The following is a 12,105-nucleotide window of genomic DNA, read 5'->3' on the forward strand; positions in this document are numbered from 1 at the left end:
CAGGTTTGATGCGTCAGCCTCAGCGCTGGCAATGCGTGCACCAGACGCTGGCGCGCTGGCCGATCACCGTTTGCTTCAACACGCGCCCGCAGCGTTTGCATGGCTGGCCACCGCGGCCATAGACCAGCAGCTCCTGCTCGAAATAACCCGGCGCGCCATCTGGGCTGATGAAGTCGCGCAAAGTAGTGCCGCCGCGCTTGATCGCATGCGCCAGGATCGCCTTCACCGCATCGGCGAGTGCCTGGTAGCGGCGACGGCTGATGGATCCCGCCGCGCGCAGGGGCGAGATGCCGGCAATGAACAGCGCCTCGGCGGCATAGATGTTGCCGACGCCGACCACCACCGCCTGGTCCATCAGGAAGCCCTTGATCGGCGCACTGCGGTCGCGGCTGCGGGCGAACAGGCCGTCACCATCGAAGTCGTCCGACAACGGTTCCGGCCCAAGCCTGGCCAGCAGCGGATGGATTTCGCCTGGCGGCTGCCACAGCAGGCAACCGAATCGACGCGGATCGTTGAAACGCAGCACGCGCCGATTGCCGAGGCTGATATCCACATGGTCGTGCGTGCGCACCTGCGTGGCGGCCGGCAATACCCGCAGGCTGCCGGACATGCCCAAGTGCAGCAGCGCGCTGCCAGCGGTAGTGTCCAGCAACAGGTACTTGGCGCGGCGCCGAATGCCGTCGATGCGTTGTCCGGGCAGCAACGCCGCGACTTCGGGGGGAATCGGCCAGCGCAGGTCCGGCCGGCGCAGCAGCACGCCGCTGACCAGCTGGCCTTCGACATGCGGCAACAGGCCGCGGCGGGTGGTCTCGACTTCGGGAAGCTCGGGCATATGGCGTGATTGTGGCGCACGGCACGGTCCTGCGTGGAGTTCCGCATCCTGTTCCGCGCCCGTTGGCTACCCGCATGGCATGATGGTCTGGCGTCGGTGTGACGCCTTTCCCGAGTCTGCAATGCCCGCTTTCCCGTCCCTCGCTTTTCCCTCACTGGCCGCCGTCATCGACTTCCTGGCGGGTGGCCTGTTGCAATTTTCCTTCTGGGAGCTCGCGCTGTATTTCCTGGCCGCGACCCAGCTGACGATCTTCGCGGTGACCTTGTATCTGCATAGAAGCCAGGCGCATCGCGGCGTGGATTTCCATCCCGTCATCGCGCACGTGTTCCGCCTCTGGATCTGGTTGACCACCTCGATGATCACCAGGGAGTGGACGGCGATCCATCGCAAGCACCACGCCAAGTGCGAGACCGCCGAAGACCCGCATAGCCCGATGCACAAGGGCATCGGCAACGTGTTGTGGCGCGGCGCCGACATGTACCGTGAGTCGCGCCTGGATCGTGCCAGCATCGAGCAGTACGGCAAAGGTTGCCCGGACGACTGGATCGAGCGTCATCTGTATACCCCGTACGCGACGATGGGGCCGGTCGTGCTGCTGCTGGTGAGCTTTGCGCTGTTCGGCTTCGCCGGCGTGGCGATCTGGGCGCTGCAGATGGCATGGATCCCGTTCTGGGCGGCTGGCGTCATCAATGGCCTCGGCCACTGGTGGGGCTATCGCAACTTCGAGACCACCGACACCGCGACCAACCTGACCCCATGGGGCGTGTGGGTTGGCGGCGAAGAGCTGCATAACAACCACCATGCATTCCCGAGTTCGGCCAAGTTCGCGCTGCGCCGCTTCGAGTTCGACATCGGTTGGGCCGCGATCAAGCTGCTTGCTGCCGTGCGCCTGGCCAAGGTGTTGCGCGTGGCGCCCAGCTTGAATCTGCGCCCCAATATCAAAATGCCCGATGCGGAAACCGTGAGGGCGCTGGTGGCGCATCGTTTCCAGGCAATGACCGACTACCAGCGCAAGGTGCTCAAGCCGGCATTGCGCGAGGAAGCCGCGGCGGCTGGCGCCAAGCTGCGCTCGATGCTGCCGCGTCGCTTGCGCAAGGGCATTGCCGACGACGGCCGCTGGCTCAAGCCCGATGCGCGCCAGCAGTTGCATGACTTCGTGGCCGCGCACCCGCGCATCCGCACGCTGGTCGAATACCGCGCGCGTCTTGCCGAAGTGCTGGAAAGCCGTGGCCAGGATACCGCCGAGCGCCTGCAGCGCCTGCAGGCCTGGTGCGCCGAGGCGGAAGCCTCCGGCGTGCGCGTGCTGCAGGAGTATTCGGCGCGGCTCAAGGGTTACGCGCTGCAGCCGGCATGAGGCCTGGCGTAACCACCGCGTTGTTCGCGTGCACGCTTTTCGCATCTTCGCTGTCAGCGACGGCGCAGGTGCAGCGTACGAGTGAATACCTGTCGAAGATGGATGTTGATGGTGATGGCAAGGTATCGCTGGCCGAATACCAGGACTGGATGAGCTACGCGTTCGATGCGATGGATCGTGACCACGACGGTGTGTTGGCACCAGCCGAACAACCCGGCGGTCGCGGCAAGCCGGTGAGTCGTGTCGAGCATCGCACGCGTCTCGCTGAGCGATTTCGCAAACAGGACCTCAACCACGATGGATTCCTGAGCGCACGCGAGTTGGCGGCGCCGCCGCAGTGACATCGTTCGCTGGATGAAGACTTGCCGCATGAAAAACGCCGGCTGCGAAGCCGGCGTTTTTGTTTGCGCGTGATGCGGGATTGCTTACCAGATCCTGACCCGATCCTTCGGTTCCAGATAGAGCTTCTGGCCCGGCTTCGCACCGAAGGTGTCGTACCAGGCATCGATATTGCGCACGGTTTGCGCGCGGAAGCTGCCGGGTGAATGGCCATCGCCGATCACCCGCGCTCGCAACGCTTCATCGCGCATCTTGGTGCGCCAGACCTGCGCGAAGGCAAGGAAGAAGCGCTGGTCGCCAGTCAGCCCGTCGATCACCGGCGCGGGTTTGCCACCCAGTGATTTCAGATAGGCCTCATGCGCGACCTGCAGGCCGGCCAGGTCGGCGATGTTCTCGCCCAGGGTTTGTTCGCCATTGATGTGCAGGCCCGGCAGCGGCTCGTAGGCGTCGTACTGCTTGATGAGCTTTTCGCCGGCTTGCTTGAAGTGGGCCGAATCCTCCGGCGTCCACCAGTTCTGCAGCTTGCCGGTGGCGTCGAACTCCGCGCCCATGTTGTCGAAGCTGTGGCTGATTTCGTGGCCGATCACCGCACCGATTGCACCGTAGTTGGCGGCGGCATCCGCCTTTGGATCGAAGAACGGCGCCTCGAGAATTGCGGCGGGGAAATTGAGCGCATTCTGCAACGGCAAGTTGACCGCATTGACGGTCTGCGGGGTCATCCACCATTCGCCGCGATCCACCGGCTGGCTGAGCTTGGCCAACTGGTGGCGGGTTTCGGCCTGTTCGGCGCGCACCGCATTGCCGAACGCATCGTCGGCCTTGATCTCCAGCGATGCGTAATCACGCCATGCGTCCGGATAGCCGACCCCGACCTTGGTCGCAGCGACTTTTTCCTTGGCCTTGGCCTTGGTTGCCGCAGTCATCCATTCGAGTTTGTCGATGCGGTCCGGGAACACCGCCAGCAGGTTGGATACGAGTTGCTGCACCTGTTCGCGCGACGAGGCCGGGAAATATTTGTCGACGTAGAGCTTGCCGATGGCATCGCCCAACGCTTTGTTGGTTCCACCGAGGGCACGCTTCCAGCGGTCGCTTTGCTGCGGGGTACCCGACAGCGCCGTGCCATAGAAGCCGAAAGCGAGGTTGTCATAGGCCTTGGGCAGCAGGCTGGCGTTCTCGTTGAGGGCATGGAAGGTCAGGAAGTCTTTCCATGTCTGCAGCGGCTGGCTGGCGACCAACGCAGACAGCTGGGCGATCGCATCAGGCTGCCAGGCATAGATCGTCTTCGCATCGCCGATGCCGCCGGCCTTGAAGTAGGTCGCCCAGTCCAGGCCCGGCGCCTTCTTGGTGAAGTCGCCCATGGTCCACGGATTGTTGGCCTTGTGGATGTTTTCGGTATCCACGATGCTTGCCTGCGCCTTGGCGATCTTTGTTTCAAGTTCGAGGATCGACTGCGCCTTGGCCTTGGCATCCTTGATGCCGGCGGTATCGAGCAGCGCCGTCACGTAATCCCGGTACTGACCACGCAGCGCCACCATCTTGACGTCGCTGGACAGGTAGTAGTCGCGGTTGGGCATGCCCAGCCCACCCTGCAGCAGATAGGGATAACTGTGCTGCGGATCTTCCAGGCCCTGGCTGACGAACAGGCCGAACAGGTGTTCGGTCTGGTAGTTGGTTGCATTGAGCGGATCCACGTCGACCCGCAGGTTTTCGCCCATCGCCTGCGCCAACCCGGTCTTGTCGGCGATGGCATCAATCTGGTCCAGGCGCGGCTTCAGCGGTTCCAGGCCGCGTTTCTCGATCGTCGCAGCGTCCATGAAGGCGGTGTAGTAATCGGCGATGCGGGCTGCGTCGGTTTCCGCAGCTGGCTTGGACGCGACGATCGACTGGATCAAGTCCTTGTTGCGTTGCTCGGACAGCTCGAACACCTTCAGGAACACGCCGGTGCTGGAACGGTCCGCAGGAATTTCCGCGGTCTTGAGCCACTCGCCGTTCGCGTATTCGTTGAAGTCGTCGCCCGGCTGCACTGCCTTGTCGATGCCGGCCAGGTCGACGCCGCTGGTCAGGGCTACTGCCGGTGCTTCAGCTTGCGCAGGCGCCGCTTGCCCTGTCGAATCCGCGTTCGCGACCTTACGATCGCAACCCGACAAGGCCAGCAGGACCGCAAGCGCGAGTGCGCCGCGGCGAAGTGATATGGAAGTCATGAGGGATCCTCGAGCATGAGAGACCCCGCGATAGTGGGCCGATCCTGCGTAGGAACATGTGCAGGAAGTCAGGGCGCTGCGCTTCCCGCCGCACATCCGCCCGAGTGCCCAGTGAAGTTTTCTCGCTTACCGTGCAGTAGAGGTTTGCCGGTTGGCCTGCGGTACGGTGGCCCCGCGTGCCCTGAGTAATGCGATCGAGTGCCTCGGATTGAGCAAGCGGTACTTGCCCTCGTCAGATGTCGATGCACCTTCCAGAATCAGTGCTACCAGCTGTTCCGGTGTCAGCGATGGATTGATCGCGAGGAGTTTTGCGGCCAGGTTGGTGACCGCAGGAGCAGCGATCGAAGTTCCGGAAACCCGATCACGGCTGCCGCCGGGCAGCGTGCTTTCAACCTCAACGCCAGGCGCATAGATACGTACCCGTTCCCCATGACTTGAAGATTTCCACGCATCCCCTGCCTGGTCGACTGCACCGACTGTCAGCACGTTCGGCAAGTCGATATCCGACGGGGCGTCGAGGGCGAAGCGAATATCGCTGTTGCTGTTGCCTGCGGCTGGCAAGAACAGGATGCCCGGCGCGCTGGCCATTGCGGTGCGGAATGCATCGGCATAGATGCTGAATGCCTCCAGCGCGAGGGCCTTGCGCTTCTCGGATGTTTCACCGACGCCGTTAGCCGCCAATGTAGCTTCGATCTCCTCGAGCGAGGCGCCAAAACTCATGTTGACGACGCGTGCTCCGTGCGCCTTCAGGTAAGTGACAATACGTCCCACCCGAATCGCTTCGAGGCGGGCGACCTGCGGCGTATACGCAGGTGGCGGGGTACGGTACCAAGCTGATTCATCGCGAATCACCATCATTCGTGCAGCCGGATTGCCTTGCATCACGATCGCTGCAACCCTGGTGCCGTGTGAGAAAAACGAGTAGAAGTTCGCCGCTTCGCGTAGTGGCGCCACCTCTTCGATCAACAGGGCGTCCATGCGTTTGCGGAACGCGTCCGCGGCGGGAGTATCGCGATCGGCTCCGGCATCTCCCTGGCCGACGGTGATCGCGCGCAACTCGTCCTCTCGGCCAGGGTAGTGCTGGTCGAATGGCACCAGCGGCTCGGTGGCGGGTGCGCCGTTCTCATCGAAGCCAATGCCATGAATATCATCGATGTAACCGTTGCCGTCATCGTCCCGGCCATCTAGAAGTTCGCCAGGATTGCTCCAAAGGCGTTCGGGGAATAGCGCGGTGTCCACGCCTTCGTCCCACACGGCCACGACGACTGGCGTCAGCGTGTCTGGTGGTTCCAGCGCCTGCATCCTTGCTGGCCAGATATCGGGCTTGCTCTTTTCATGTGCCTGGATGTAAGCGCGATAGACCGAGACATTGTCCGGTTTGAACTGCGCAAGCAGCGATACGGACAAGCGTGCACTCAGCAAACTCGCGAGCATGTCCTGGCTGATTGGCTCGCCGCGCGCCACAAGTGGATCCAGGGTGGATTGCACCATGCCGATGGTTTGTACCTTCGCGCCAGGCATCAGGTGACCCGCTTTGCGTCGAAGCAACTCTTCGCCCACCACGTCCCAAGGGAGTTCGTGGATTGCCTTGCTCAAGTGTTCACGATAAAGCTCGTGCGCGCGTGTCGTATCGGTGCCGGCAGCCAAAGTTGCCGCAGCGGCTTCCGCCTCGATACCGACGAGAACGCGCGACGCGGGATTGTCCGACAACGCCCTGATTTTCTGGCTGTAGTGACTCACTGCGGGCACATCGCCGCGCAGCAGGGCCAGCGAACTCAACTTGGAGTAGAGCAAGCGCAAGGTGCGTTTGTCGGGAATGTCGTAGTCGCGCAGCGTGGCCTCGGTATCCGTACGCAGCTGTGCGGCGAGGGCGTCTAGCGCCGGGCCGCCGTCCAGCAGTTCGGAAGCGGTCGGTGTGCTGAGCCTGTAGCTGTGCTGGGGCAGCTCGGCTTGGCTGTGAACCACGGTGCGCTGCGCTGCTTGCGCAGCGTGCGGGTACGGCAGCTGAAGCAGCAAGATAGCGAGGCTGGTCTTGAAAACTAGATGACGCATGGAAATCTCCATCGAAGACGCGGGTTCTAGAGCGCATCGGTTCACTGAGTCAACGCAATCCACGGCGCCAACCAGACATGCCGGACTTTGGGCACTTTCAGTGCACGGAATATCTCCAGGAAGTCAGGGGTCTACACTCGGGTCATCGTCGAAGGAGCGCATCGCCATGACCGCCGAGTTGTATCCGGTACCTGCGGATTTCGCCGCCAATGCACGCATCTGTCGAGACGATTACCAGCGGATGCATGCGCATTCGCTGCAAGATCCTGCAGCGTTCTGGGCTGATGCCGCCAAGCGCCTGGACTGGATGCGGGTGCCGACGCAAATCAAGGATGTCAGCTTCGACGCGCACGATTTCCGCATCCGCTGGTTTGCCGATGGGCAGCTGAACGCGAGCGTCAATTGCCTGGACCGGCATCTGGACACGCGTGGCGACAAGATCGCATTGATCTTCGAGCCGGATTCACCGGATGGAAAGGTTCAGCGCATCAGCTATCGCGAGTTGCACGCGCGGGTCTGCAAACTGGCCAACGCATTGCGCAACCTCGGCGTGGCCAAGGGCGACCGCGTCACCATCTATCTGCCGATGATTCCCGAAGCGGTGGTGGCGATGCTGGCCTGCGCGCGGATCGGCGCGGTGCACATGGTGGTGTTCGGTGGATTCGCGCCGCACTCGATCGCCGACCGCATCGCCGATTGCACCAGCAAGCTCATCATCACCGCCGATGAAGGCCTGCGCGGCGGCAAGCATGTGCCATTGAAGGTCAATGTCGATGCCGCGCTGGCGATGCCCGGCACCAATTCCGTGGAAACGGTGCTGGTGGTGCGCCATACCGGCGCCGCGGTGGACATGCAGATGCCGCGTGACCGCTGGTATGACGCGGTGGTCGATGCACAGCCGGCCACGTGCGAACCCGAACGCATGAACGCGGAGGATCCGCTGTTCATCCTTTACACGTCGGGCAGCACCGGCAAGCCGAAGGGCGTACTGCACACCACCGGAGGCTATTTACTGTGGGCGGCCTACACCCATGAGGCCGTGTTCGACCTGCGCGACGACGATGTGTTCTGGTGCACCGCCGATGTCGGCTGGGTCACCGGCCACAGTTACATCGTGTATGGCCCGCTGGCCAATGGTACGACCGAAGTCATTTTCGAAGGTGTGCCGAATTATCCGGATGCCTCGCGCTTCTGGCAGGTGATCGACAAGCACCAGGTCAGCCTGTTCTACACGGCGCCGACCGCGATCCGCTCACTGATGCGAGAAGGCGACGGGCCAGTCAAAGCGACATCGCGAGCATCACTGCGCGTGCTGGGCAGCGTGGGCGAACCGATCAATCCGGAAGCCTGGCGCTGGTATCACGAAATCGTCGGTGACAGTCGTTGCCCGATCGTTGATACCTGGTGGCAAACCGAAACTGGCGGCATCCTGATTTCACCGTTGCCGGGCGCGATTGACACCAAACCCGGCTCGGCCACGCTGCCATTCTTCGGCGTGCAACCGGCCATCGTCGATGCCGAAGGCAAGCACCTGGAAGGCGAAGCTGAAGGCAACCTGGTGTTGCTCGACTCATGGCCCGGGCAGATGCGCAGCATGTACGGCGACCATCAACGTTTCATCGACACCTATTTCAAGACATACCCCGGTAGCTATTTCACTGGCGACGGTTGCCGACGCGATACCGATGGTTATTACTGGATCACCGGCCGCGTGGACGACGTGATCAACGTAAGCGGCCATCGGATCGGCACTGCTGAAGTGGAAAGCGCGCTGGTCTCCCACCTGGATGTGGCCGAAGCGGCGGTGGTTGGGTTCCCGCACGACATCAAGGGCCAGGGCATCTATGCCTACGTCACTTTGAAACAAGGCGTGGAAGCGACCGAGGACCTGCGCAAGGCGCTGGTGCAGCAGGTGCGGCACGAGATTGGCCCGACCGCGACACCCGACCACATCCAGTGGGCGCCGGGACTTCCGAAGACGCGCAGCGGCAAGATCATGCGCCGCATCCTGCGCAAGATCGCCGAGAACGCACCGGATCAGTTGGGCGACACCAGCACGCTGGCGGATCCTTCGGTGGTCGAGTTGCTGGTACGCGAACGGCGCGAGGCCTGATCTCTCAAAACCCGGTTTACAGATCGCGCGTTGCGGGATCGGAGGCGGCCATGAGTGGCGCCTTCGCCATGATCGGCAGCGATGCGGTCAGCCAGGCCAGGTTCGCGCCACGCAAGCCGGTGCGCGCGGCCAGTGCCGAGCGGGCGGCGGGGGTGCAGTCGCCAAAGACGGCATTTGCGGACATCAGGCTGTGGGCTTCCATTTGCACCTGGACGTCGCCAAGCCGGTGTGCCATGGCATCCAGTTGCTCGAGAACATTGCTGGCTTCCACGCGATCGCCACGGGCCATCGCATCGACCATTTCGACTTCGCGCAACCGATAGTCCGGGATCCAGGCGTCCGCCGGTATCAGCTTGCGTGCGTCGGCGGCGAACGTGGTGCTCGCTGCCCACTGTCCGCGCGCAGCCGCCACTTCGGCCATGCCGGTCTTGGCCAGCGCAAGCAGCAGATCGTATCCGGCGGCATTGGCGCCTTGCACGACAGGCGGGTACAGACTGGCGGCGGCGTGCAGGTCGCCGGCACGCGCCAGCAGCGGCGCCAAGTTGATCGACATGATCCAGCGGTCAGGGCCATCGGGCGTCTGCCGTAACTGTGCAAGGGATACCTGCAACGGCTTTAACGCGGAGGCGCGGTCACCGGCAACCAGATCGCTGTTGGCACGTCCGACAATCATCTGCCATTGGTTGTCGGCCTGTTGTGCGTCAGCGCATTGGGTCCAGGCGGCGCGCGCCTGCGCGAGTCGGCCTTGCTGCAACAACAGTTCGCCGCGTTGGCAGTCGAACTCCGCGAGTGCATACGGAGGCAAGGGCCTCCCGCGTTCGACGGCGGCGCGCTGGCTGCGATCGATCACTGCCAGTGCATGCGCGTAACGTCCACGGATCTGGTCGACGCTGGCCTCGTACTGGTCGACCATGGCCAGGCTCGTACCCTGCAGGTGCGAGTTGTGCAGGCGAGTGATCCGGCGGGCGGCACCTGCAAGATCCGCGCGCAGCAGGTCGTCGTTGAGCAGGTGCAGATCGACGATTTCCTGCTTGAGTGTATTGCCCGAATCGATGGCGATCGCAAGCGCCTGCTGCAGCCGTTCGCGATAGGCAGCATGGTGGCCGGCAGCGAATTGCTGCATGCCAACGCGTAATAGCAGTCCGATTTCAAGGTTGCGATACCCGCCCGCCCGGGCCTCTGCCAGCAGCTGGTCCATGTGGGCGCGTGAATTAGTGGTGGGGTGGGCCGTCTCCCCGAGTACGCGTGCGAGCAGTGCATCGAACTCGTCGCCGCCGGATGCAAAGGCCTCGGCGGCGCGCTCATAAAGCGTGAAGTCGGCCTTGTCCTGATGCTGCATCGCGTCGATCTGCGCCAGCACCAGCAGCGCGTTGCCACGTTCCAGCGACCAACCGTCGCCGGCAGCCTCGGCCAGGTTGTAGGCGTCTTGCGCACTATTGCGTGCGCGCTGCCGATTGCCCAGGTTGCCATCGACATCCGCCAGTGCCAGCAACTGGTCTATCCGCATTGCAATCGGCTGCTGTTCCCAGTCCGGGCGCGTGAGGATGGTGCGTGCCTGTTCAAGCTCGCCGCTCCTGGCGAGGAAGTTGGCCTGCTGCAACGCGAATTCGGTCTTGTGCGGATACCTTTGCGCAAGCCGGGCATAGGCCCGGGCAGCATCGGCAGGCCGTTGCGGGTCCAGTCCCAGTTGCCATGCCGCAAGCACGGCTGAGGTCTCGGGCGGCAGCGGATTCAGGTTCTTGCGCGCCATCGATACCTGCGCCTGCGCGGGTGCGGCCTGCCCGAGCTTGGAAAGCGCCTGCGCCATCTGCAGCCTGGCCAGGCCGAAACCGGGTGCGCGGGCCACGACCTCCTTGCCTGCCTGCACGGACGCGACCCAGTCGCGGCGCTGATGTGCGTCGTATGCGTCGACGAACCGGCGCGCGGCCTGTGGATCCAGCGCCAACTCCGGCCATTGCGTGGCTGCGCGTCCGGGTAGCAGCCGCTGCACGAGCTGCACCGAGAGCTGGTCGACCATCTGCGGGACCTGCGCTTGTGGGCCGGACAGTTGCAACTGGTCGGCGCCGCCGCTGATGCGGGCACGGACATAGGCCTGGTCCGGATGTCCGGGCAACTGGCCCGAACTGATCAGCACGATGTCGGGAGATGCGTCGATCAATTTGCTGGACAGGTCGGCCTCGGACAGCAGCACAACCTCGGGCAACGACATCAGCTTCCATTCCAGCCAGGCGTGCAGCAACCGCCCCGGCCAGCGTGCGTCACCGCCTGCGGCCGGATCCCTGACATCGACCAGTGCCACCGCAATCGCTTTCCTGACAGGTGCTGTTTCCGGACTGGCTGTTTGGTGCGTGCGCAGCCAGGAACCGACTCCCAGGGCCACGACGAGGACAAGCAAAGCGCCTGCCAACCAGCGCACAGGTCGTCGGCGAACAGCAGTGGCCGGTATCTGGCCGAGACTATCCGTGGCCGGAGGGCATGACGTCGTCGCTATCGTTTCGGTTGCGGGTAGGTCTTCGGTTGGCACCGTGGCCGTCTCATCAAGGACCTCGGGCGCGGACGGCGGTTCGAACACAAAACCGCCCTTGGCCACGGTGCGCACCCAGGACTTGCGATCCGGTCCCAGCGCCTTGCGCAACAACCAGACGGTCTGCGAAAGGTTGGCGTCTTCGACCACGACGTCCTGCCACACGCGTTCGAACAGTTCGGCACGCGAATGCAACACATGAGGTTCGGCCAGGAACAGCACCAGCAGGTCGAACACCCGCTGCGGCAACTCGACTTGCGGCTCACCGTCACCCAAAAGCAACCGATACCGCAGGTCGATCTGCAGCTCGGCGATGCGCAGGCGTTGTGTTGCCGCCGGCCAGGGCGGGTATCTGGATTCCGTCATTGGGGCTCGTGCATGGGTACGACCCGACGCCGCATCCTAACCGGGAAACGCCACCGACCCGCATTCAGTAAGCCGTCACCGGCATGCAGTACGCCTGCGTGTGGTGCCGTGTCGGTGCTGTCTGAGGGCCTGAAAGCACCAATTGATGCGCAATTGATGAGGAATTGATGCCGCCATGAAGCCCTGTCGCCAAGTTGTCACCTACACGTGGAGTGCGCTTCCGCCGATCGGCCACGAGCGCCGCGATCTCTTTCCTGAAGGGCGCGGCAACCGGGGAGGCTCAGACGGACGAGGCAGGGACTGCCGCCAAGCGCTGGATTTCAC

7 protein-coding genes are annotated in these 12,105 nt (G+C 63.4%); 3 read left to right on the forward strand and 4 right to left on the reverse strand.

Going from position 1 to position 12,105, the window contains the following annotated elements; translation table 11 throughout:
• Positions 1-19: 19 nt before the first annotated feature.
• Positions 20-832 carry a bifunctional DNA-formamidopyrimidine glycosylase/DNA-(apurinic or apyrimidinic site) lyase gene (gene mutM, locus PSV05_RS04200; protein WP_300061914.1) on the reverse strand — a complete coding sequence of 271 codons (813 nt, stop codon included), beginning with the start codon at positions 830-832 and terminating at the stop codon, positions 20-22.
• 121 nt (positions 833-953) lie between these two features.
• Here mutM and PSV05_RS04205 point away from each other — a divergent pair, with 121 nt between their 5' ends.
• Together PSV05_RS04205 and PSV05_RS04210 are read left to right on the forward strand one after the other, a co-directional pair.
• Positions 954-2,186 carry a fatty acid desaturase gene (locus tag PSV05_RS04205; protein WP_300061917.1) on the forward strand — a complete coding sequence of 411 codons (1,233 nt, stop codon included), beginning with the start codon at positions 954-956 and terminating at the stop codon, positions 2,184-2,186.
• Positions 2,183-2,527, forward strand: a complete 345-nt coding sequence (locus PSV05_RS04210) for a hypothetical protein (protein ID WP_300061919.1) — start codon at positions 2,183-2,185, stop codon at positions 2,525-2,527. The genes PSV05_RS04205 and PSV05_RS04210 overlap by 4 nt, the downstream gene beginning before the upstream one ends.
• An 84-nt stretch (positions 2,528-2,611) precedes the next feature.
• Here PSV05_RS04210 and PSV05_RS04215 read toward each other — a convergent pair whose 3' ends face one another.
• On the reverse strand, positions 2,612-4,726 hold the full coding sequence (locus PSV05_RS04215) for a M13 family metallopeptidase (RefSeq protein WP_300061922.1): 2,115 nt from the start codon (positions 4,724-4,726) through the stop codon (positions 2,612-2,614).
• Positions 4,727-4,852: 126 nt separating this feature from the next.
• Complete coding sequence (locus PSV05_RS04220) at positions 4,853-6,778, reverse strand: S8 family serine peptidase (protein WP_300061925.1); 1,926 nt, start codon at positions 6,776-6,778, stop codon at positions 4,853-4,855.
• A gap of 166 nt (positions 6,779-6,944) precedes the next feature.
• On the opposite strand from PSV05_RS04220, the gene acs reads away from it, so the two are divergent.
• Positions 6,945-8,891 carry an acetate--CoA ligase gene (gene acs / locus PSV05_RS04225; RefSeq protein ID WP_300061928.1) on the forward strand — a complete coding sequence of 649 codons (1,947 nt, stop codon included), beginning with the start codon at positions 6,945-6,947 and terminating at the stop codon, positions 8,889-8,891.
• Positions 8,892-8,907: 16 nt separating this feature from the next.
• Here the strand turns inward: acs and PSV05_RS04230 are convergent, their stop codons facing one another.
• On the reverse strand, positions 8,908-11,781 hold the full coding sequence (locus tag PSV05_RS04230; RefSeq protein WP_300061930.1) for a winged helix-turn-helix domain-containing protein: 2,874 nt from the start codon (positions 11,779-11,781) through the stop codon (positions 8,908-8,910).
• Positions 11,782-12,105: the final 324 nt, after the last annotated feature.

This window comes from Thermomonas sp., from assembly GCF_029945965.1.
Taxonomy (GTDB): Bacteria; Pseudomonadota; Gammaproteobacteria; order Xanthomonadales; family Xanthomonadaceae; genus Thermomonas.